The organism is Echinicola vietnamensis DSM 17526 (assembly GCF_000325705.1).
Lineage (GTDB): Bacteria > Bacteroidota > Bacteroidia > Cytophagales > Cyclobacteriaceae > Echinicola > Echinicola vietnamensis.
This window is the reverse complement of the sequence record NC_019904.1, coordinates 37930-57900: the sequence shown is the minus strand read 5'-3', so window position 1 is coordinate 57900 and position 19971 is coordinate 37930. Positions and strand designations below refer to the sequence as shown.

The 19971-nt window shown below is 44.3% G+C and carries 20 protein-coding genes; 7 read left to right on the top strand and 13 right to left on the bottom strand.

Annotation, left to right across the window (positions count from 1 at the left end):
* The first annotated feature begins 35 nt into the window (after positions 1–35).
* Both ECHVI_RS00285 and ECHVI_RS00280 read left to right on the top strand, forming a co-directional pair.
* Positions 36–1181, top strand: coding sequence for a DNA polymerase III subunit gamma/tau (locus tag ECHVI_RS00285; protein ID WP_041738234.1), 1146 nt, complete (start codon positions 36–38; stop codon positions 1179–1181).
* An 83-nt stretch (positions 1182–1264) separates the two neighbouring features.
* Entirely contained in the window at positions 1265–1756 is a 492-nt protein-coding gene (locus tag ECHVI_RS00280; RefSeq protein ID WP_052331393.1) for a hypothetical protein, read from the top strand.
* Here ECHVI_RS00280 and ECHVI_RS00275 read toward each other — a convergent pair.
* The 4 genes from ECHVI_RS00275 to ECHVI_RS00260 form a co-directional block, all read right to left on the bottom strand.
* Positions 1753–2745 carry a DUF3078 domain-containing protein gene (locus tag ECHVI_RS00275; RefSeq protein WP_015263929.1) on the bottom strand — a complete coding sequence of 331 codons (993 nt, stop codon included), beginning with the start codon at positions 2743–2745 and terminating at the stop codon, positions 1753–1755. The two genes, ECHVI_RS00280 and ECHVI_RS00275, sit on opposite strands and share 4 nt — an antisense overlap.
* 53 nt (positions 2746–2798) lie before the next feature.
* Entirely contained in the window at positions 2799–4370 is a 1572-nt protein-coding gene (locus tag ECHVI_RS00270) for a lytic transglycosylase domain-containing protein (protein WP_015263928.1), read from the bottom strand.
* A gap of 86 nt (positions 4371–4456) precedes the next feature.
* Positions 4457–5101 carry an O-methyltransferase gene (locus ECHVI_RS00265; protein ID WP_015263927.1) on the bottom strand — a complete coding sequence of 215 codons (645 nt, stop codon included), beginning with the start codon at positions 5099–5101 and terminating at the stop codon, positions 4457–4459.
* A 3-nt stretch (positions 5102–5104) separates the two neighbouring features.
* Positions 5105–6334, bottom strand: coding sequence for a M16 family metallopeptidase (locus ECHVI_RS00260; RefSeq protein WP_015263926.1), 1230 nt, complete (start codon positions 6332–6334; stop codon positions 5105–5107).
* 132 nt (positions 6335–6466) lie between these two features.
* Between ECHVI_RS00260 and ECHVI_RS00255 the strand changes: the two genes are divergently transcribed.
* The gene (locus ECHVI_RS00255; protein ID WP_015263925.1) at positions 6467–7306 is read left to right on the top strand and encodes a glycosyltransferase; all 840 of its coding nucleotides are present in this window, start codon (positions 6467–6469) and stop codon (positions 7304–7306) included.
* Positions 7307–7393: 87 nt separating this feature from the next.
* Positions 7394–8692 (top strand): aminopeptidase P family protein, encoded by a 1299-nt coding sequence (locus ECHVI_RS00250; RefSeq protein ID WP_015263924.1) that lies wholly within the window; start codon positions 7394–7396, stop codon positions 8690–8692.
* 74 nt (positions 8693–8766) lie between these two features.
* Here the strand turns inward: ECHVI_RS00250 and tsf are convergent, their stop codons facing one another.
* The 8 genes from tsf to ECHVI_RS00210 form a co-directional block, all read right to left on the bottom strand.
* The gene (gene tsf, locus ECHVI_RS00245) at positions 8767–9597 is read right to left on the bottom strand and encodes a translation elongation factor Ts (protein WP_015263923.1); all 831 of its coding nucleotides are present in this window, start codon (positions 9595–9597) and stop codon (positions 8767–8769) included.
* Between the two features lie 156 nt (positions 9598–9753).
* Positions 9754–10515: a 30S ribosomal protein S2 gene (gene rpsB, locus ECHVI_RS00240; RefSeq protein ID WP_015263922.1), complete on the bottom strand. Its 762-nt coding sequence runs from the start codon at positions 10513–10515 to the stop codon at positions 9754–9756.
* Positions 10516–10557: 42 nt separating this feature from the next.
* Complete coding sequence (gene rpsI / locus ECHVI_RS00235; protein WP_015263921.1) at positions 10558–10944, bottom strand: 30S ribosomal protein S9; 387 nt, start codon at positions 10942–10944, stop codon at positions 10558–10560.
* A 12-nt stretch (positions 10945–10956) separates the two neighbouring features.
* Positions 10957–11400, bottom strand: coding sequence for a 50S ribosomal protein L13 (gene rplM / locus ECHVI_RS00230; RefSeq protein ID WP_015263920.1), 444 nt, complete (start codon positions 11398–11400; stop codon positions 10957–10959).
* A 202-nt stretch (positions 11401–11602) separates the two neighbouring features.
* The gene (locus tag ECHVI_RS00225) at positions 11603–12310 is read right to left on the bottom strand and encodes an RluA family pseudouridine synthase (protein WP_015263919.1); all 708 of its coding nucleotides are present in this window, start codon (positions 12308–12310) and stop codon (positions 11603–11605) included.
* 122 nt (positions 12311–12432) lie between these two features.
* A complete protein-coding gene (locus ECHVI_RS00220; RefSeq protein ID WP_015263918.1) occupies positions 12433–13491 on the bottom strand; it encodes a sensor histidine kinase in 1059 nt (352 codons plus the stop codon).
* A gap of 3 nt (positions 13492–13494) precedes the next feature.
* Positions 13495–14184: a response regulator transcription factor gene (locus ECHVI_RS00215; protein WP_015263917.1), complete on the bottom strand. Its 690-nt coding sequence runs from the start codon at positions 14182–14184 to the stop codon at positions 13495–13497.
* A 150-nt stretch (positions 14185–14334) separates the two neighbouring features.
* Positions 14335–15123, bottom strand: a complete 789-nt coding sequence (locus tag ECHVI_RS00210) for a DUF3108 domain-containing protein (protein ID WP_015263916.1) — start codon at positions 15121–15123, stop codon at positions 14335–14337.
* A 185-nt stretch (positions 15124–15308) separates the two neighbouring features.
* Here ECHVI_RS00210 and recA point away from each other — a divergent pair, with 185 nt between their 5' ends.
* A complete protein-coding gene (gene recA / locus ECHVI_RS00205) occupies positions 15309–16337 on the top strand; it encodes a recombinase RecA (protein ID WP_015263915.1) in 1029 nt (342 codons plus the stop codon).
* A 312-nt stretch (positions 16338–16649) separates the two neighbouring features.
* Here recA and ECHVI_RS00200 read toward each other — a convergent pair whose 3' ends face one another.
* Complete coding sequence (locus tag ECHVI_RS00200) at positions 16650–17897, bottom strand: ABC transporter permease (RefSeq protein WP_015263914.1); 1248 nt, start codon at positions 17895–17897, stop codon at positions 16650–16652.
* A 129-nt stretch (positions 17898–18026) separates the two neighbouring features.
* Here ECHVI_RS00200 and queA point away from each other — a divergent pair, with 129 nt between their 5' ends.
* Both queA and ECHVI_RS00190 read left to right on the top strand, forming a co-directional pair.
* Positions 18027–19076 (top strand): tRNA preQ1(34) S-adenosylmethionine ribosyltransferase-isomerase QueA, encoded by a 1050-nt coding sequence (gene queA, locus ECHVI_RS00195; RefSeq protein ID WP_015263913.1) that lies wholly within the window; start codon positions 18027–18029, stop codon positions 19074–19076.
* A 123-nt stretch (positions 19077–19199) separates the two neighbouring features.
* Positions 19200–19877, top strand: coding sequence for a 2-C-methyl-D-erythritol 4-phosphate cytidylyltransferase (locus ECHVI_RS00190; protein ID WP_015263912.1), 678 nt, complete (start codon positions 19200–19202; stop codon positions 19875–19877).
* Positions 19878–19971 lie beyond the last annotated feature (94 nt).

Here is a 19971-nt window from a genome sequence, read left to right as displayed (position 1 = left end):
CCTTCTAAATTCTAGGAATTTTATATCTTGCGGTGATGGAAAATTTTGTAGTCTCAGCAAGAAAATATAGACCTTCCAATTTTAAAAGTGTGGTGGGGCAGCAGCACATTACCACTACCCTTAAAAATGCCATTAAAAACAACCATTTGGCCCAGGCATTCCTGTTTTGTGGGCCACGTGGGGTAGGGAAGACGACTTGCGCAAGGATCCTTGCAAAAACCATCAATTGTGAAAACCTTTCCGATGACTTTGAAGCTTGTAACGAGTGCGAATCATGTAAGGCATTCAATACCAATAGCTCTTTTAACGTCCATGAGTTGGATGCTGCTTCCAACAACTCCGTAGATGATATCAGAAACTTGGTGGATCAGGTAAGGTATGCACCTCAAAAAGGCAGTTATAAAATCTACATCATCGATGAGGTGCACATGCTGTCTACGCAAGCTTTCAATGCTTTTCTGAAAACACTGGAGGAGCCTCCAAAATACGCCATTTTTATTTTGGCGACTACAGAAAAGCATAAGATCATTCCGACCATTCTTTCGCGTTGTCAGATCTTTGATTTTAACCGAATTCAAATCAAGGATATTGCCGAGCATTTAAAATACATCGCTTCTGAGGAGGATATTTCCTATGAAGATGAGGCATTGCGGTTGATAGCGGCCAAGGCGGATGGGGCATTGCGGGATGCCCTTTCGATCTTTGACCTGATCGTGACGTATTCGGCAGGAAATAAGCTGACTTATACCGAGACGATTAATAATCTCCATATCTTGGATTACGATTATTATTTTAAGGTCACAGATGCCCTGTTGGCGGAAAGTGTTTCAAACGTACTGTTGATTTTTGATGAAATCCTTAAAAAAGGATTCGATGGACATAATTTTATCGTTGGGCTGAGCGAGCATTTTAGAAACCTGATGGTTTGCAAGGATGCGGCGACCGTTGAATTGCTGCAGGTTTCTGATAGTGCCCAAGAACGCTATATCGAGCAGTCTGCAAAATCCAACCTGTCCTTTTTACTTTCTGCACTGAATATTTGCAACCAATGCGATATCCATTATAAGGGAAGTAAGAACCAAAGGCTTCATGTGGAGCTGGCGTTGATGAAGTTGGCCAAATTGCCCCAGGCCATATCGTTAGCTGCCGTGGCAAGGGAAGAGGCAAAAAAAAAAGACTAGCTAAGCAAAAATCTCCATCAGCGAGTCATCAAGAAAAACCTTCTGAAACATCGACTGCCCCCAAAACAGAGGTCAAGAGAACGATGGCAATTCCTGCCAGCCTTTCCGAAGTAAAAAGTCACGTTAAGAGCAAAGAAGAAGAAAGAAAGCAAACACCCAAAGCGGAAGCCCAGAAGCAATCAAATGATCAGAAAGCCACCAAAAGTACCCCTTTTGACAAAGGTAAGGTAGGTGCCGTTTTGGAGGATGTCGTGGCGCACTATAAGCAGCAGAAACGGCTTATAGAAAGTACATTGCTCAAGCAGCCTTTTGAGGTGAATGAAACGACCGTGAAGTTTTTCTTAAACGGAGAGCTACAGGAGCATCGATTTGCGCAATTACGTCCAGAACTGGTTGGGGTGTTCCGAAGAAAATTGGAAAATGACTTTGTCGAAATTGATTTTGAGGTCAAAGAAGATGCGGTCAGCGAGGAAGCTAAACTTTATACTTCCTCCGATAAGCTGGCTTACCTGACCAAAAAGTCCCCAGCCCTGAAGGAACTCCAAAAAAGGTTTGGGTTGGAGACGGATTTTTAAAAGTCGATTCCCAAACCGAAATTGATGAGATTTTGGAGCTGTACTGCCCTGGATTTACTGCCATCATCCATTTCAATGAAGACATTTTCATCATAGATCAGGACCGTTTCCACCCTAGTGCTGATATATTTATTGACTTTCATGCTGATGGTAGAGTTAAAGTTGACCACCATGTTGCCAAATTTTCCGTAGTTGGAGAAGAGGTTTAGGTCGGCTTTCCAGTTGATGTTTTCCATTACGCGCATATCGATGGAAGTACCCAGGGATGCACCTGCTTCCGGCTTTACCTTGTCGCCTGGGACAATGCCAAAAGCACCTGCTTGACTCAGGGAATCGTTAAGAACAATCGTGAATCGGCCAGTAAAAGGGGATAGGATAGAAGAAAACTTAAAGCCATCCTTTTCTTTTTGGTAATTCAAACCGGTAGAGGACTGGACATATCCGGGGCTGAGAAAATCGGATATCAAATTCCTGGACTCCAAGTCGGAGCCGCTTTCTTTAAAATATTTATAACCTTCCAATAGCTGTGTCCTGGCTTCAAGTTGGGTGGACAAGTAAAAACCCTTGGATAATTCCCGGCCATATTTACTGACAAACTTGAAGTTGTCATTGGTCTTTCGGGTTTTATAGGCCCGGTCCGATTGCCTGTTAAAACCAAAGTTAACGGATAGGGATGTTTCCCAAATTTTATTGTTTTTCTTGTAGTTGGCAAATAGGTTGACTCCTGTGTTCAGTGCGAAAGAACTGGCACCACCCGCAGCCCAGTTGGATAAGCTTACCTGTTGGACACTGAGGTTGTAATTGCCTCCAGTTTTCCAGAAAGTAGGCCTTACTTCTTCTCTAATAATGAGGCTATCGCCTAGCATCACCAGTGTATCGCCATTGATAAGGACAGTGTCGGGCACAATGTCGGACATGTTGTCCTGAGCCAAAGCACATTGAATGCTTGTCATCAATACGAAAAGTAAACAGGTAAGGCGCCGAATCATTCCTGGGATTTTAATGAATAGACTACAAATATAAATTACTTTCTTGACTTGCCTCAATCTCGGTGAATGATTAGCTCCTGTCCCACATGAATCAGCGATTGGTTGGAGATGTTGTTCCATTGTTGGATCTGGGAAACGGTGACGCCATATTTGCGCGCAATGGCATAGAGCGTTTCTCCTTTTGCGACCTTATGTGTAAGTTGACGATTGTCGGGCGTCACTTTTTGGGCAGGGATTGGGTCAGTGGTTCCGGCAGGAGTTGGCGAAGGTTTAGCGGTATTCGTTTGCCTATTGGAAGGAGACGGAGATACTTGCCGATATTCGAACGCTTCATTCCGCCTAAGATACTTCTGTAATTTTAAGACCATTCCTTCCCGGAGGTCTTCGTCTTTGTATAACCTGTTTTTAGCCTTCAGTGAATGTAACCGGATGCCATAGGCCTGAGAAATTCCCCATAAGGTTTCTCCTTTTCTGACCACATGATAAGGCGTTTTTGCTTTTCCTTTTTTTCTTTTGGTGTAGTAATACTGGCCTTTGACGACGGGGTCTGATTTGGATAGGTCATTTACCCTTCTGAATTTCCCTTCTCGGATCCCAATACGTTCGGAAAAATCATCGGAAGTAGTGGTTACCGCAGCGATGATTCCCTTTATGCCGTTTATTCGGATTTGGTTTTTCTCAAAAGGCTGGGATTGGGTCCCGCTTATTTTGGGGTAGCCGGCATGATTGGTTCCAACAGCTTTTGGAGTGCTTACAGGGGAAGATGTATTGCTTGAGGTCAGGACAGGGCGGTATGATGGTGTTCCTGTTGCCAGGTACGTGAGGCTATAGGTTTTGTCTCCGGGGATTTTCTTACGGCTGACCCATTTGTTGTATTCCTCTAGATGTGATTCACTGACCTTTAGGTTTTTGGCCAGTTGTCCAAGCGTGGTAGGGCCTTGTACCTCGATCACTTCCAAATGTTGGTTGTTGATGAATTTTCCCAGTTGGCCTTCAAAAGCAATTTTGTGCGCCAAGAATTTTTTAAAGTACCAATGGGTGTTTCGCGTAATCTTCATGGTTTTATCCCCATTGTATTGGGAGCCAAAATAATTTTGGGCACCTCCCAGGCCCATTTGGTAAGCCACCATGGCACACACCCAGTTGTCAAATTTGCTGTTGTTTTTCTTCAGGTATAGGGCTGCCCCTTTGGTCGAAGCGACGATGTTTTTTCGTTCGTCAATATGATGATCGACCTGTAAAAACACTTCATGAGCGGTTCCTTTTTTAAATTGCCAAAAGCCCACCGCATTGGAGGTGGAAACGGCATCTGGGATCAGCCCACTTTCTTGAATGACCAAATACTTAATGTCGTCTGGAACACCCTGTTCGCGCAAAACACTTTCGATGATCGGCATATACAAGTCGACCCTTTCCATTTTCGTTTTGAAGTAACTTGGGTTACGATGAAGGGCGTCCACATCCAGCTGGATATCACGTTGGGCCTGACTGTTGAGATGGAGGGTCATGTCGGCAAAACGGATGGTCTGGGGAACCCGTGGGGCCTGGGCATAGGCGAGGTTTATCGCGGCAAAAATGAAAAAGATCAGTCCAATATAAATAGTTTTGGTCGGTCGATGAAGCATGCCAATAGATTACGAAGTATTTGATTACCTGATTTAATTTAAACGATTTGAAAACTGGTTTTACTATAGAAGTGGTGTTGGAAAATCTACCGCTTTCTGGCCATCATGATGCCATCCCTGATGGGGAATAGCACATTTTCCACACGGTCATCTTCCTGAACCATTTTATTGAAGTCCAGAATGGCCTGAGTGGATTTGTCCGCTTTGCCTTGGTGGTCATCGACGACCTTTCCTGACCACAGTACATTGTCTGCGAGGATCAATCCTCCCGGATTGACTTTATCGATGATCATGTGATAGTAATTGGAGTAGTTTCTTTTGTCCGCATCGATAAAGACCATGTCAAAGGTCTCGTTGAGTCCAGGGATGAGCTCCATGGCATTTCCCAGGATATATTGGATCTGGTCGTCCAGTCCTGAAGCAGCAAAATACTCCCTTACCATTTCTTCTAGTTCGTCATTTTTATCGATCGTAATGATCTTTCCGTCCTTGTCCAGGCCCCTTGCCATACAAATGGCAGAATAACCGGTGTAGGTTCCTATTTCGAGGATGGTTTTGGGACGTTGCATTTTGGTGAATAACTCCAAGGTCTTTCCTTGCAGGTGCCCGGAAAGCATCCTTGGCATCAGTACCTTGGCATGGGTATCACGGGAAATCCGCTGTAGAAGATCGTCTTCTTCGGTTGTGTGATCCTGGCAGTATTGTAATAGGTCCTCGCTAATGAATTCCATTTTTTAGTGGGGTAAATAAGTGAGAAAACTAAGTTCATCCTCTCGGAACATCTCATTGGCTATGTGTTGAAGCTCTTCGGAGGTGGTGTTTCTGATCAGGCTGAAGATATGGTCCAGGGAATCGATTCGGCCTTTGTCGAGCAAGCTCTTGCCAAATACCAACATGAGCGCGGCGTGGTTTTCCTCGGCCATGGCCATTTGTCCAATAGCCTGTTCCTTGGCCATATGCAGCTGCATCGTTCCCAGTTTCTTTTCCCGTAACCGTTTGAGCTCACGCAATACCAGTTTTTGGGCTTTTTTAAAGGTTTTTTCCTCTGTACCATAAAATATACCTATAAAACCGGTGTCTTTGTACACTTGATAGGCAGATTCTACGCTATAAACGTATCCATATTTTTCCCTTAAGGCAAGGTTTAGGCGTGAATTCATGCTGGGGCCTCCCAAGATGTTGTTCAGCAGGTAAAGCTTATAGCGGTCAGGATGGTACAATGAATACGCAGGCTTTCCGATGGCACAGTGGGCTTGACTGATTTCCTTGTAAATGGTTTCGGTTTTTGGTTGATAGTGCCTGAAATCACTTCTCTGATAAAGACTCTTTTTCGAGGGAATTTGATTTAGCTTGGGTTCCAGCTGCCGAAGGACTTTTTTGAAGGAGATGTTCCCCACCACCGAAAAGACGATCTTAGAGGTGTCCATACGGGTGGATATGAAATCAAAGAAGTCATTTTGCGTGAAGCTACCGACAGTATCTTCCGTACCAAGGATATTTCTGCCCAGCGAATGGTTTTGGAAAACCACTTCATCAAACTCGTCTTGGATGGCATCGTCAGGAGAATCACGGTACATCGCCATCTCCTCCAGGATTACCTGACGTTCTTTTTCGATCTGCTTTACGGGGAAGGTGCTATGAAAAGTAATGTCATAAAGCAATTCAGCTGCCTTGTTAAAATGTTCCTTTAAGATGGAGGAATAAAAGCATATTTTTTCCTTGGTAGTGTAGGCATTCAATTCCCCGCCTACGGATTCCAATCTGTTCAGGATGTGAAAGGACTTTCGCTTCTGGGTGCCTTTGAAGGCCATGTGTTCCCAGAAATGTGCCAGTCCGGCCTGCTCTTTTGTCTCATCCCTGCTGCCGATATCCAGAATAAACCCGCAATGGACCAGTCTGGTGTGTGTCACCTCTTGATGGACGATGCGGATACCATTTGGTAACGCTTTGATATTATATGACATGTATGGTTTACTTTCAAACTTGAAATTACAAAAATAATGTACTTATTCAGGATATTTTTTTCACGGTCTTTAATATGTTAATTTTAAGTCAGAAAAAAGTGGTCTCGACCATTTCTTACTTTTCAAACGAACATGATGCATACCATTAAAGACGAATTAAAAGCTACTTTAATTATATCGGTTTATAAAAATACGACTTTCCTTAAGGCTGTCTTGGATTCCCTGGCCGGGCAAACAGACAATCGGTTTGAGGTGATTATCTCTGAAGACGGCAATGCGGATGAGATGAGGGATTTTGTCCAAGGGTATTCCTTTAGTCATCCTGTTCAGCACTTGAGCAGAGAAGATAAAGGCTGGCAAAAAAACCAGGCACTCAACGAAGCGATCAGAGCGGCCAATACCGATTGGTTGGTTTTTATCGATGGGGATTGTGTGCTGCACCCTCGGTTTATGGAGTTTCACATCCAGAAGGCCAAGCCGGATACTATCCTGGCTGGAAAGCGGATCAAGCTAGACCCAGAGACGTCCCAGCTCTTACTGGAAGGTACCGTAAATCCAACGGAAATGAACGCTTACCTGAGAAAACACTTTAAGAAGATCAAAGAAAGAGGAGGGGAGTTTGTGGAAGAAGGTTTTTTTATCTCGCCAAATGGTCTGGTGGGACGTGTGATGGGGACACGGAAGATGAGGCACTTGAAGGGCTGTAACATGTCCTTTCACAAAGAAGCCATTTACGCGATCAATGGGTTCGATGAGGCGTATACCCGTCCGGCAGTTGGGGAGGATGCTGATTTGCTTTGGCGATTTAAAGGAATCGGCTATCAGTTGGGGTCCGTTCGGAACTTGGCGGTCCAATACCACTTGTACCATAAGGAGAGCTGGACGGATCAGGAAGAAAACCTGCGGATCATGCAGGATAATATGGCAGCCAAAAAGTTCGTATGTAAACAGGGGTTAGTGAAGAACAAATGATAGGATCTTGTACGGGGAGCTGGATATCCTTCATGAAGGGTTCTTTTGGCGAGAAATAAATAAATCGATTCAGAAAACATAAGGACAATGCGGTACCAACCACTGAACAATACATTTTATAAGGCCAATCGGGCCAGACTGGCCAAGATGCTGAAACCAAATTCCGTGGCCATCCTGAATTCCAATGACTTGATGCCTACCAATGCTGATGGGACCATGAAATTCAGGCAAAACAATGACTTGTTTTACCTCAGTGGGATCGATCAGGAAGAGACCATACTATTGATTTGTCCAGATTTTCCCAACGAGACCATGCAAGAGCTGTTGTTTGTCCGGGAAACCAATGCCCAAATTGCCGTCTGGGAGGGTAACAAACTGACACAGCAGGAAGCGGCTGCTTTATCAGGGGTGAAAACAGTGCGGTGGACCTCTGAGTTTGATCAAGTTTTGCACAGCATCCTGAGCCATGTAGAGCATATTTACCTCAATACGAATGAACACCGTGGAGCTGCCAATGAAGTGGAGACCAGGGATGCCCGATTTACTAAAAAGCTCAAAGCAGGTTATCCCCTGCACCGCTACGAGCGATTGGCGCCACTGATGGGAGGGCTCAGAGCGATCAAGGCTCCGGATGAAGTCGAGCAGCTACAAAGGGCCTGTGATATTACAGAAAAGGGATTTAGGAGGGTGTTGGACTTTGTGAAGCCTGGGGTGAAGGAATATGAGATCGAAGCGGAATACCTGCATGAATTTGTGCGGAATGGCAGCAGGGGGTTTGGCTATGAGCCCATAGTCGGATCAGGTGCCAATTCCTGCGTGTTGCATTACCTGGAAAATGACCAGGTTTGTCAATCCGGCGATTTGATTTTGATGGATGTAGGTGCAGAATATGGAAATTATAACGCGGACATGACCAGGACCATTCCGGTAAATGGCCGCTACACTTCCCGCCAGCGGGACGTGTATGATGCGGTCTTGCGTGTAATGAGCGAAGCAGAAAAGATGCTCAGGCCAGGAGTAAAACTACAGGAATACCAGAAAGAAATAGGGACACTAATCGAAGGGGAGCTGATCGGCCTGAGCGTGCTGGACAGGCATGAGGTGAGCAAGCAGGATCCGACAAAGCCCCTTTACCGCAAATACTTTATGCATGGTACCTCTCATCCGCTGGGACTCGATGTCCACGATGTGGGATCGGCTTACGAACCGGTAAAGCCGGGCATGGTCTTTACCATTGAGCCGGGGATTTATATTCGCGAGGAGGCCATTGGCATCAGGCTGGAAAATAACTATGTGATCGGGGAGAAAGGAAATACGGATTTGATGAAAAATATTCCTATAGAAGCAGAAGAAATTGAGGAGTTGATGAGTGAGAATACCAAGTAGTTGGATACTGGAATACAAAAACCGCAAGCCATTCGACCTGCGGTTTTCATTTTTATATGGTTTTCAGAAGTAAACTATCCGATAGCTACTCTTTTGAAGTCTACTACTGTTAGGCCTTTGGTTACGCCGTCCAAGTACTGGGAAACGGATTTGCTGCTGTCTTTTACAAAAGACTGGCTAAGCAAGGTGTTTTCTTTGTAGAACTTGTTCAGTTTACCCATAGCAATTTTTTCGATCATTGCTTCAGGCTTGCCTTCTGCTTGAGCTTGCTCTTTACCTACGGCAATTTCTCTTTCTACTACTGCTGAATCCACACCGTCTTTATCTACGGCTACAGGGTTCATGGCGGCGATTTGCATGGCTACGTCTTTGCCAGCTTCTTCCACGTCAGCGCCATTTACGTTTTTCAGTGCTACCAATACACCTAGTTTGCCGTTAGAGTGGATATAAGGTACTACTGCTTCGCCTTTTACCACCACGTAGTCACTGATTTCGATTTTCTCACCGATCTTACCGGTCATTTCGATGATTTTCTCACCTACCGTGATGTTTTCGAAAGGAAGGGCAAGGATCTCATCTTTGGTAGAAGCACTTTTTTCTACAGCCAGTTCAAGGATGGCGTTGGCAAAACTTACAAATTCCTCGTTTTTGGCCACAAAGTCAGTTTCACACGTAAGTGTCAATAGCACTCCTTCTGATTTGTCGGCACTTACACTAGTAACTACTACACCTTCTTTAGTTTCACGGTCAGCTCTGGAAGCAGATACCTTTTGTCCTTTTTTTCGTAAGATATCAACCGCTTTATCAAAATCTCCTTCAGCTTCGGTAAGGGCTTTTTTACAGTCCATCATACCGGCACCAGTCATTTGTCTTAGTTTGTTTACATCTTGTGCAGTAATAGCCATTGTTTGATATTTTTAATAGTGATGATGACTTTTAAATATAAAATGAACGTTTTTGATCCCTTAGCGGGCTCCCAAACGAATTGGCAATAACAAAAAAATTGAACATAGGTACTTTACCGTATGTTCAATTTTCTGTTATCATTAAATCATAGTGGATTATTCTTTGGTTTCGGCGTCAGCAGCTTTTTTTGCTTCTTCCTCTTCAGACAGTTTTGCCTCTTCTTTGTCTTTCTTTCTCTCAGAAAGTCCTTCTTCGATAGCAGCACCGACCGCTTTTACCAATAATGAAATGGATTTGAATGCGTCGTCATTGGCAGGGATTGGGAAATCCGCTTCTCCTGGATTGGAGTTAGTATCTACCAAGGCGAATACAGGGATACCAAGCTTTTTGGCTTCGGCAATTGCGATGTGTTCTCTTTTGATGTCCACCACAAAAAGCGCTGCAGGAAGACGGGTCAGGTCAGAAATGCCGCCCAATACGTTTTCCAGTTTCTCACGCTGTCTGGTGATCATCAGACGTTCCTTTTTCGCAAGGACAGTGTAAGACTCTTCCTTCATCATCTTGTCGATGGAGGACATTTTCTTTAATGACTTACGGATAGTGGCGAAGTTGGTCATCATACCACCTAACCATCTTTCCGTAACGTAAGGCATTTTAAGTCTTGCTGCTTCTTCAGCTACCAAGTCCTTGGCTTGCTTTTTGGTCGCCACGAACATCACTTTTTTGCCGGAGCGTACGATTTGCTTGAGTGCGTTGGATGCTTCATCAAGGCACACGAGCGTTTTGTTCAGATCAATGATATGGATACCGTTCTTCTCCATGAAGATATACGGCGCCATTCTTGGATCCCACTTTCTTGTTAAGTGTCCAAAGTGAACACCAGCATCCAGTAAGTCTTTATATTCGATTTTAGCCATTTAAATATGTATGTTTTATAAAGTACCTGTGTAATTTCCAGATTAACGTTTGGAGAACTGGAATCTTCTTCTTGCTTTTCTGCGTCCTGGTTTCTTACGTTCAACCATCCTTGGGTCTCTGGTAAGGAATCCTTCTTTCTTCAATGGGCTTCTGTGTTCCTCATTGACTTCGCATAGGGCACGGGCAATGGCCATTCTGGCGGCTTCTGCCTGTCCTTTGATCCCACCACCGTCTACAGTGATCTTGATGTCGAATCCTTCCGCCTCATTTACGAGGGCAAGCGGCTGTCTTACGACGATCTGGTGAAGGTCAAAAGGAAAATAAGCTTCAATGCTTCTGTTGTTAACGATGATTTCACCTTTGCCAGGCTTCATATAAATCCTCGCTACAGATGTCTTTCTTCTTCCGATTGTATTGATAACTTCCATGGAATGATCAGATTAAAGTTTAACTACTTTTGGTTGTTGCGCTTCATGAGGATGCTCTGCACCTTCATATACATAAAGGTTTGTGTACAGTTTTCTTCCCAATCTGTTTTTAGGAAGCATTCCTCTTACAGCTTTCTCTACAAGGATTGCAGAAGACTTGCTTTTTAGGATCCTTGGGGTAGAGATTCTTTGACCACCTGGGTAGCCTGTGTGACGTACATAAACTTTATCGTCCCACTTCTTACCAGTCAATCGGATTTTGTCTGCGTTGATGACAATGACATTGTCACCGCAGTCTACGTGAGGAGTAAAGCTAGGCTTGTTTTTTCCTCTTAAGATTTTCGCTACCTCACTTGCAAATCTACCAAGTACCATCGCTGAGGCATCCACTATCACCCAGTCTTTTTGTACGGTAGCACTGTTTGCTGATACGGTTTTATAGCTTAAAGTATCCACTGTGTAAATGTTTAATTATTAGCTTGTTAATTACATTTCGCCCTCAAAAAGGGACACAAAGATAGAAGGAATTCCGGTTATATGCAAAATATCTTTGTGTTTACTGCCTAATTTTCACGAGGATAGCGATTTTTTCGATCCTTTTTCCCGTGAAGTCGCCTCATCTGTAAAGTATGGCCAAGGATAGGAGTGACCAAGTAGGTTACTTCTTTTCCAGCTGTTTGACCAATACTGCAAAATCCTTTGGGTAAGGGGCGGTAACCTCAATCAGGTTGCCGTCCATGCCTTCAAAGGAGATGGAATAAGCATGCAGCGAAACACGTTGCATAATCGGAAGTTCTTCTGTTCCCTTCTTCAGGTTGAACTTTCTTTTAAGTGATGAAAGGTATAGTGGCTTGCCGCCGTACATCTCGTCACCACAGATAGGGGCTCCCAAGTACGCCAGGTGAACCCGGATCTGATGAAGCCTGCCTGAAACCGGCTTGCACTCAATCAAGGAGTGCATGGCATAGGTTTTCAGTGTGGTGAAGTAGGTGGTGGCCGGTTTTCCTTTGAGACTGATCTTGGCGATCCCTTGATTGGTCGCGACCAAGTTTCGGTCTACGAGTTTCTGGTCGTAGTCATGGATCCCTTCCGCCACGGCGTGATAGATTTTTTCGACTTTTCTGTGTTCAAATTGGATCGCAATATTACGGTATGCATCCGGATTCTTTGCAATAACCAAACATCCTGAAGTTTCCTTGTCCAGTCGGTGACACATTTGGGCATCTGGAATGTAGTCCCTGGCCAAGTCAAGGATGTTTTGTCTTTCATGCCTATCGTCTAAGGTCGATAAGTATGGAGGCTTGTTGATGACAATATAGTCATCATTTTGAAACAGCATAAGATCTTCGAAATCTAACTTCTTCATACAGCCTGGCTAACACCTTTCAAATTTAAGGTGCAAAATTAGCTAAATTTACCGAACAGGAAAAGCTTTTCCCAAAATAATGTTTGGAAAAATGCTAGCGAATGGTGGAGGAGGGGAGAACGCTATTTTTCTTGGAGGGCTGCTTTTTTTTCTGATGGTAGGGTAAAGCTGAAGCTGGACCCTTTGCCGACAGTGGAGGTGACAGATATTTTGCTTTTGTGGCCTTCTAAGATGTGTTTCACGATGGCCAATCCTAAGCCCGTGCCTCCCATTTCCCGTGAGCGGCTTTTGTCCACCCTGTAAAAACGCTCAAAAATGCGTTTGATGTCTTCCGGTGGAATGCCGAGGCCATTGTCCTTGATGTCTACCTTGATGTGGTTTTTGGTAGATTTGAGGTGGATGGTGGCTTCCCCGCCTTCATGATTGTATTTGATGGCGTTGGAGATAAGGTTTTGGCATACTCGGTAGATTTTATCTTTGTCCGCTTTGGTGATATAGGACTTTTCCGGATTGTATTTAAAGCGGAGGTTGATATGCCTTTTTTCTGCTTTATTTTCCAATTGTTCCATGACCTCTTCGATCAGCGGGATCATGTCAAAGACCTCATAGTTGAATTTGACAACCCCACTCTCCATTTGGTTTAGGGTAAGCAGGTCCTTGACCAAATTGTCCAGGTTGTTCAGGCTTTTGGCAGCCCGTTTCAGGAATTTGTCCCTTACATTCACATCTTCCACGGCACCATCCAGCAGGGTGTGGACATAGCCTTGGGCAGCAAAAATCGGTGTTTTCAGTTCGTGGGAAATGTCCGCGACAAACTCTCTCCTGAAAGCTGCATTGCGCTGCAGGGTTTCGATTTCCTTGTTTTTGGCAATGGCATAGGAGTTAATGGTGCTGTTGATTTTCCTTAGGGGTGAAATGGAAGTCCTGCGCGGTTTGTCCGCAATTCCGGACAGGTCTTTTTTCTGGATCTTCTCCAATGCACTGTAGATATTACTGATTTCCTTGAAGATCAGGAATTCCAAGGTGAGGTTGATGAGGAGGTAGGAGATGGCGATGGTCAGCCCCCAAGCTACAGTCAGTAGCATTGGGGTGGCATCGTCCAATAAAGAGAGGAAAGCAACCGTAAGGGCAGATATAGCAAAAGCCAGTACAAGCGATATTCCCCTGGATGTGGTAAGCATAGTTTAGTTATTGTCAAACTTATATCCGACGCCTTTTACGGTCGTGATATAATTTTCGCCTATTTTTTCCCTTACTTTTCGGATATGGACATCTACTGTCCTGGCCAAGACAAATACGTCCGCTCCCCAGATATTCTGGAGCAATTCGTCCCTGCTAAAAACCATGTTGGGATTTTTGGCCAAGAAGTAAAGCAGTTCAAATTCCTTTTTCGGAAGGGTAATCGTTTTGCCGTCTTGGTCGATGGTAAAACTACTTCTGTCTATGGTAAGGTCTTTTATTTTGATCTGGGAAACTTCCTGTTCTTTTTTGGACTCTCTTCTGAAGAGTGCGGCGATTCTACTGACCAAAGCGCGCGGTTTGATGGGCTTTGTGATATAATCGTCTGCCCCTACATCGAAAGCAGCTACTTCGGAATATTCTTCTGAGCGGGCCGTCAGGAAGATGATGAAGGTGTTTTTCAATTCTTCCATGTCCCTGATTTGTCGGCAGGTCTCTACCCCGTCTTGGTTGGGCATCATGATGTCCAGCAGGATAACATCTGGCTTGAATTTGCCGGCAGTCTGTACAGCTTTGACTCCGTCACTTGCGGAAGCGACTTCATAACCTTCCTTTTCAAGGTTGTACGTTAAAATTTCAATAATATCCGGTTCGTCATCTACTACCAGAACTTTGATTTTTGGTTTGTCACTCATTTGACTTTCCTTGTTTAATGTTCTTTAAAGCACCGCTAATTTAGAAAAACTATCAAAAGAAATAACTTTATTTAAGGAAAAAGGCTAGATGTCCAATAGAATGTTTTGTAAAAACTTTAATTTGTTAAATTAATGTTATGACACCGTTACTTATTTATTACGCAAACCTTTAGCTTGTGTTATTTCCATGTTAAGTGATCCCACGACCAGTTCAGCTTCGACTTTGATCGGAATCCTGTTTTTGTCATTTGTGATCCACATCTTAATAGGATTCTCCCCACTGAATAGCTTGTTGCTGGGCATCACTGGAGAGATGACAATGGTGTCAAAATCTCCGATTTTGGTGGACACCTTGTCCCTGCCTTCGTACACCATTTTTAAATCATAGGTCTTCTCATCGAAGAAACCTTTAATGTTGATGATATCACCTCTTTTGTACAGCCTGTAATCGAGGTGGCGCATATAATAAAATCCACTGACGATATCTTGGATTTCAGATTGAATGTCAAATTCCTTGGTTGATTTTACCCTCCTGTTTTCCTTATCGTACTCCTTGACCGTAGCCGTGCCTTTCTTATGGTTAAAGTCGATGACCTCGTGCTTGCGGTACCCGCCTTCTTCAATATGCCGATAAGAACGGTAAGGGATGTTTTTGGCCGTGTCCATAACGGTGCCCCAATTGTCCTTTACCTTAAATATGCTAAAAATACTTAAGGTTTTGCCATAAACATCGATTTTATAGGAAGGACGGCCGTTTACCTCGTGGATCTGGTCGTCTATGATCATCTTCGCTTCAGCAGCGTTAAAGAAAAGATATTTTACCTTAAAAGTGAGCTCCTCGCCTGCTTGGTAGGGCTTAGAGAATTGTTGGCCGTACGTGGCGGGATAGATGGCAACAATAAAGCATTGAATTAAAAATAATCTTATGATTAAGGGCATATATGAAATGTTACTTTTTTAGTCTAAATTCAAAAGTTATACCAAATCTACTGTCACCATATAATACAAATTCCTAATTTAATAAAACGACTTAACAAAACAATGGTTGTGATGAAAGTTGATATTGAGTTGGCGAATGTTTACTTTCACATAATATTTTAACATACCTTGGATTCTTTGAGTATATGAGTGAAAATACAGAAAAATTAAAAGCGCTTCAGCTTACCTTGGATAAGTTGGAAAAGACCTACGGCAAAGGTACGGTCATGAAGTTGAGTGATAATTCGGTAGTGGATGTTCCAACCATTTCTACGGGTTCACTCGGATTGGATATGGCTTTGGGTGTAGGAGGTATTCCCAAGGGAAGGGTCATCGAGGTTTACGGACCAGAATCCTCCGGTAAGACCACACTGGCCATGCATTGCATCGCCGAAGCACAAAAAAAAGGTGGAATGGCAGCAATCATTGATGCTGAACATGCCTTTGATAAATCTTATGCAGAAAAACTGGGGATCGATACTGAAAACCTGCTGATTTCTCAACCGGACAACGGAGAGCAAGCCCTGGAAATAGCCGAGCATTTGATTCGTTCGGGCGCCTTGGACATCATCGTGATCGACTCGGTGGCAGCTTTGGTGCCAAAAGGCGAGCTGGAAGGTGAGATGGGCGATAGCAAAATGGGGCTTCAGGCGAGACTGATGTCTCAAGCGCTCAGAAAGCTGACAGGCGCCATTAATAAAACTGGTTGTGCCTGTATCTTTATCAACCAGCTGCGGGATAAGATCGGTGTGATGTTCGGTAGCCCGGAAACCACCACTGGTGGTAATGCGCTGAAATTCTATGCTTCTGTTAGGCTGGACATCAGAAGGATCGGCCAGATCAAAGAGAGTGCGGATAATGTCCTCGGTAACCGTACCAAAGTAAAGGTGGTGAAAAACAAAGTCGCCCCTCCTTTCAAGGTGGTCGAATTTGACATTATGTATGGCCAAGGGATCTCCAAAGTGGGCGAGATCATCGATCTTGGCGTGGAGTTTGACATTGTCAAAAAAGCAGGTTCTTGGTTTTCATACGATGGCAATAAACTAGGCCAAGGACGCGATGCAGTGAAAAATCTCCTCTTGGACAATCCTGAGCTAATGGAGGAACTTGAGGTCAAGATCAAAGCAAAAGCGGGCCTCGGTGGTGAAGTCGAGGAAGAGGCCGTAAAGGAATAGCCATTAATGTAATTATTGATTTACTGTAAAATAGGCCACCTTAAATTGTTAAGGTGGCCTTTTCCCTTTTTGAAGTAGGAAGTCAAGTGGGAATGATCCTTGGCGCTACGTCATTCTTCGACTCGATCTGGCAAATAGACAGATCCGTTCAGGATAACTATCAAGGTGAACTTTCCTTAACTTTAGCGGATTGAGGCGGTCGACCTTCAATTTTTGCGGTCCCGTGACAGGGTAGGTGGTACCACGTACACCTTGCTAAGTTCTAGTGATTTTTAAATCCAGTATCGGTCCTGTGAGGTATTGATAAACTGGTCAATTCGTTCTGATTGCTTCCACCGGATCCATTCTGGCGGCAATTCCTGCGGGAACAACCCCCGACAGCATGCCTATGACCATGGAAAGTCCTATGCCCAGGGCCATGTTTTTAGCAGACATGAATATCTCGAGAGAGCCCAAGGGGATAAAGGTGATGGCAAAAACCAAAACCAGTCCGGTCAGTCCTCCAAAGAGGCTGAGGAAGGTGGATTCAAACAAAAACTGTAGCAGGATAAAGTAATTTTTGGCTCCCAGTGATTTCTGTATGCCGATGATATTGGTGCGCTCGCGGACGGAGACGAACATGATATTGGCGATGCCAAAGCCACCTACCAGGATGGAAAAACCACCAATGACGGCTCCGGCGATACTGATGACATCGAAGATGGCCCCAATGGCATTTTGGATAAATTCCGATTTATTGAGTGCGAAGTCGTCCTCTTCGGTAGGTTTTAGCCCTCTTTTGCCCCGCAGCAATCCCGTCATTTCATTTTCCAGTGCGATCAAACCTCTGTCACTGTCCATTCCCTTGGCAGCGATAGTTGGCTCTATACCCCAGCGGCCCAAATAGTACATTTTACCGAATGAGCCAAAAGGAATCAGGCATGCATCATCCTTGGAAGGAAGGTCAAAGAGCCCTTCGCCTTCTTCTTCCAAGAGTCCGATGACCATGAATTTTTGGCCCTTGATTTTCATTTCCTTGCCGATGGCATCTCCCTCAGGGAAGAGTGCATTGGCTATTTTGGCGCCGAGGACGGTGACATTTCTGGCGGCAGTGATTTCCAGTTCTGTGAAAAAGCGTCCATCCACCACAGGGACGTCATAGACCTCTTTATGATCAAATACCACCCCTTCCAAATTGGCCCCTTCGAAGGAACTGCTGCCCCTTTTTAACGTAGCGGAAGCAGATGCTGAGATGGTAATGGCTTCGGCATTTTTTAATCGTTCTTTTAGAAACACAAACTCACTATAGTTGGCCGGAGGCCTTCGGAAATATCTCCACCACGGATATTCTCCCGGGCCAGACGAAAAAGGAAACCGATCCACCCTCAAAACGTTGGTACCAAGGAACGAAAAGCTGGATTTTATGTTCTTTTCTAAGGAATCTACTAAGGTAAAGACGGCAATAATGGCAAAAATTCCGATGGTGACCCCCAACAGCGAGAGTACGGTTCGTGTTAGGTTGGACCTCAAAGCTTGTAGTGCAAACCGGAAACTTTCCCAAATGAGTTTGAAAATGATCACCTGATAAAATTTTGTTTAAAAACTATTTGACAATATAGGTAGATTTCGCTATAATTCTTATTAACTTTGCGGTTTTTACGAGCGTAATCGTAGAATCAAAATATTCATCATATTTCTCTAAAAATACATATGAAATTATCAGATTTCAAATTCGAAGTTCCGAAAAAACTCATTTCTTTATATCCATCTGACAACAGGGACGAATCCCGTCTGATGGTAGTGCACAGAGACACAGGTGAGATAGAGCACAGGGTTTTTAAAGATATAATTGAGTATTTTGATGAAGGTGACGTCTTCGTAACCAACAATACGAAAGTATTTCCTGCCCGGCTTTATGGAAACAAGGAGAAAACGGGCGCAAAGATCGAAGTGTTCCTGTTGAGGGAGCTGAACCAAGAGCTTAGGCTGTGGGATGTGCTGGTAGATCCTGCCAGGAAGATCCGTGTGGGAAACAAGCTGTATTTTGGAGACAGTGATCTGGTAGCGGAAGTGATCGATAACACGACCTCCCGTGGACGTACCATTCGCTTTTTGTTTGATGGTACGGACGAAGAATTCTATAAGACCATCGATGCATTGGGTGAGACGCCTATTTTGAAGGAGTTCATTGATAGGAAAGTAGAGGAGGAAGATCGGGAGCGTTATCAGACGATCTATGCTGAGCACGTGGGAGCTGTGGCAGCACCTACGGCGGGATTGCATTTTACGCCCCATTTACTGAAACGACTGGAGATTAAAGGGGTAGAGGTTTCGCCGATTACCTTGCATATTGGTTTGGGGACTTTCCGTCAAGTGGATGTGGAAGATCTTACCAAACATAAAATGGATTCGGAAAATTACGATATTCCCGAAAAGACTGTAGACTTGGTGAATGATGCCATTGATGCCAAAAAGCGTGTGGTGGCTGTAGGCACCACTTCTCTCAAAACAGTGGAATCTTCCGTGACGGCCAGCAACAGGCTCAAACCATCCAGTGGCTGGACCGATAAATTCATCATTCCTCCATATGAATTTAAAATAGCCAATGCACTGATCACAAACTTTCATTTGCCGGAGTCTACCTTGCTGATGACCACCGCAGCATTTGGCGGATATGATTTGATCATGAAGGCATACAAGGAAGCTGTTAAAGAAAAATACAGGTTCTTCTCTTACGGAGACGCCATGTTGATATTGTAAAAAAAGAAAGGCGCTTTTACAGCGCCTTTTTTATTGATATAACCTTCATCAAACGATAATACTTCCTAAACATGGGGGATGATAGAAACCATTACTTTTGCGGGCGAAAGCTAAACGAGTTTTATGAATAAAGCAGCGATTATTGTAGCAGGAGGAAGAGGTACTCGCATGGGTTCGCCGATACCAAAGCAGTATTTGGAAATAGGTGGAACGCCCGTTTTGATGCGGACTCTAGAAGTTTTTTATCAATTGGATTCGGCCATAAGCCTTGTACTGGTCATACCGGAAACTGATTTTGCCCTGTGGGAAGAATTGTGTGAAAAGTTTGGGTTTGAGGTTCCCCATGAAGTGGTGGCGGGAGGGAAGTCCCGTTTTCAGTCGGTCAAAAATGGCCTAGACAGTCTTCAATGGGAGGAAGGACTGGTGGCCATCCATGATGGTGTGCGTCCTTTTGTGGCCCCAGAAGTGGTAGCCCTAAGCTTTGAAAAGGCGGAAGTACACGGCAGTGCAGTAGCGGTGGTGCCGCTTAAGGATTCGATTCGTAAGCTTACCGATGAGAACAAGTCCTTTTATCAGGAACGTCAATATTTCAGGTTGGTGCAGACTCCTCAGACTTTTTCACTAAAGATGATCAAGCAGGCATTTGATGTGACCGAGCTGCATCATTTTACCGATGATGCGACGGTCTTTGAGCACCAGGGATGGCAAGTTCACCTTATTGCAGGGAATCCGGAGAATATTAAGATCACCACGCCAGAGGACATGGAGTACGCGCAGTTTTTGCTCCAAAGGCAATCCTAGAAAGACCGTTCAAGTGGGACAGGTGGGTTTCTGTGTGATCAGAAGGGAAGTTCTGTGATAAGGGGTGGTTTACCTGTGAAATCCCTCCGTTTAC

Excerpts from the sequence above, each read along its gene's own strand:
- ECHVI_RS00285 (WP_041738234.1), top strand. The coding sequence starts at position 36 with ATGGAAAATTTTGTAGTCTCAGCAAGAAAATATAGACCTTCCAATTTT.
- ECHVI_RS00280 (WP_052331393.1), top strand. The coding sequence starts at position 1,265 with ATGGCAATTCCTGCCAGCCTTTCCGAAGTAAAAAGTCACGTTAAGAGC.
- ECHVI_RS00275 (WP_015263929.1), bottom strand. The coding sequence starts at position 2,745 with ATGATTCGGCGCCTTACCTGTTTACTTTTCGTATTGATGACAAGCATT.
- ECHVI_RS00270 (WP_015263928.1), bottom strand. The coding sequence starts at position 4,370 with ATGCTTCATCGACCGACCAAAACTATTTATATTGGACTGATCTTTTTC.
- ECHVI_RS00265 (WP_015263927.1), bottom strand. The coding sequence starts at position 5,101 with ATGGAATTCATTAGCGAGGACCTATTACAATACTGCCAGGATCACACA.
- ECHVI_RS00260 (WP_015263926.1), bottom strand. The coding sequence starts at position 6,334 with ATGTCATATAATATCAAAGCGTTACCAAATGGTATCCGCATCGTCCAT.
- ECHVI_RS00255 (WP_015263925.1), top strand. The coding sequence starts at position 6,467 with ATGATGCATACCATTAAAGACGAATTAAAAGCTACTTTAATTATATCG.
- ECHVI_RS00250 (WP_015263924.1), top strand. The coding sequence starts at position 7,394 with ATGCGGTACCAACCACTGAACAATACATTTTATAAGGCCAATCGGGCC.
- tsf (WP_015263923.1), bottom strand. The coding sequence starts at position 9,597 with ATGGCTATTACTGCACAAGATGTAAACAAACTAAGACAAATGACTGGT.
- rpsB (WP_015263922.1), bottom strand. The coding sequence starts at position 10,515 with ATGGCTAAAATCGAATATAAAGACTTACTGGATGCTGGTGTTCACTTT.
- rpsI (WP_015263921.1), bottom strand. The coding sequence starts at position 10,944 with ATGGAAGTTATCAATACAATCGGAAGAAGAAAGACATCTGTAGCGAGG.
- ECHVI_RS00225 (WP_015263919.1), bottom strand. The coding sequence starts at position 12,310 with ATGAAGAAGTTAGATTTCGAAGATCTTATGCTGTTTCAAAATGATGAC.
- ECHVI_RS00220 (WP_015263918.1), bottom strand. The coding sequence starts at position 13,491 with ATGCTTACCACATCCAGGGGAATATCGCTTGTACTGGCTTTTGCTATA.
- ECHVI_RS00215 (WP_015263917.1), bottom strand. The coding sequence starts at position 14,184 with ATGAGTGACAAACCAAAAATCAAAGTTCTGGTAGTAGATGACGAACCG.
- ECHVI_RS00210 (WP_015263916.1), bottom strand. The coding sequence starts at position 15,123 with ATGCCCTTAATCATAAGATTATTTTTAATTCAATGCTTTATTGTTGCC.
- recA (WP_015263915.1), top strand. The coding sequence starts at position 15,309 with ATGAGTGAAAATACAGAAAAATTAAAAGCGCTTCAGCTTACCTTGGAT.
- queA (WP_015263913.1), top strand. The coding sequence starts at position 18,027 with ATGAAATTATCAGATTTCAAATTCGAAGTTCCGAAAAAACTCATTTCT.
- ECHVI_RS00190 (WP_015263912.1), top strand. The coding sequence starts at position 19,200 with ATGAATAAAGCAGCGATTATTGTAGCAGGAGGAAGAGGTACTCGCATG.